The 606-nt window shown below is 65.8% G+C and carries 1 protein-coding gene and 1 pseudogene; both read left to right on the forward strand.

Annotation, left to right across the window (positions count from 1 at the left end; translation table 11 throughout):
- Positions 1 to 332 (forward strand): aromatic amino acid lyase (locus VSR34_RS38235; protein WP_342965213.1); only part of this gene is annotated, 332 nt, incomplete at its 5' end.
- 54 nt (positions 333 to 386) lie between these two features.
- Positions 387 to 606, forward strand: a pseudogene (locus VSR34_RS38240) (urocanate hydratase); the annotation flags it as partial.

Consider the following 606-nt stretch of genomic DNA (forward strand, 5'->3'; position numbering starts at 1 on the left):
ATCCGGCCTCGGTGGATTCGCTGCCGACCTCGGCGAACCAGGAAGACCACGTTTCGATGGCGACGTTCGCCGCGCGCAAGCTCGCGGACATCGCGGAGAACACGGCCAACATCCTCGCGATCGAGCTGCTCGCCGCGGCCCAGGGCGTGGACCTGCGCGCGCCGCACCACACGAGCCCGGCGCTCGCGCACGTGATGCAGTCGGTGCGCGCCGAGGTGCCGCATTACGACCTCGACCGTTACTTCGCGCCGGACATCGCAGCGCTCACGCGTCTCGTGCAGAACGGGGCGATCGCGACGCACAGCCCGCTGACGTTCGAGTCAGAACAATAAGCGTTGCGAAACGCATAAAAAGCATTCCTGAATAACATCAGAGACGAAGACGCCATGAACCACCCGAACTTCACCGACCCCCGCCTCGATCCGACCCGCACGATCCGCGCGCCGCGCGGCGCGGAGAAGGTCTGCAAGACCTGGCTTGCGGAAGCCGCCTACCGGATGATCCAGAACAATCTGGACCCCGAGGTCGCCGAGCATCCGCATGCGCTCGTGGTCTACGGCGGCATTGGCCGCGCCGCGCGCAACTGGGAGTGTTTCGACCAGATCC

This window comes from Paraburkholderia sp. JHI2823 (genome assembly GCF_038900695.1).
In the GTDB taxonomy this organism is placed as follows: domain Bacteria; phylum Pseudomonadota; class Gammaproteobacteria; order Burkholderiales; family Burkholderiaceae; genus Paraburkholderia; species Paraburkholderia mimosarum.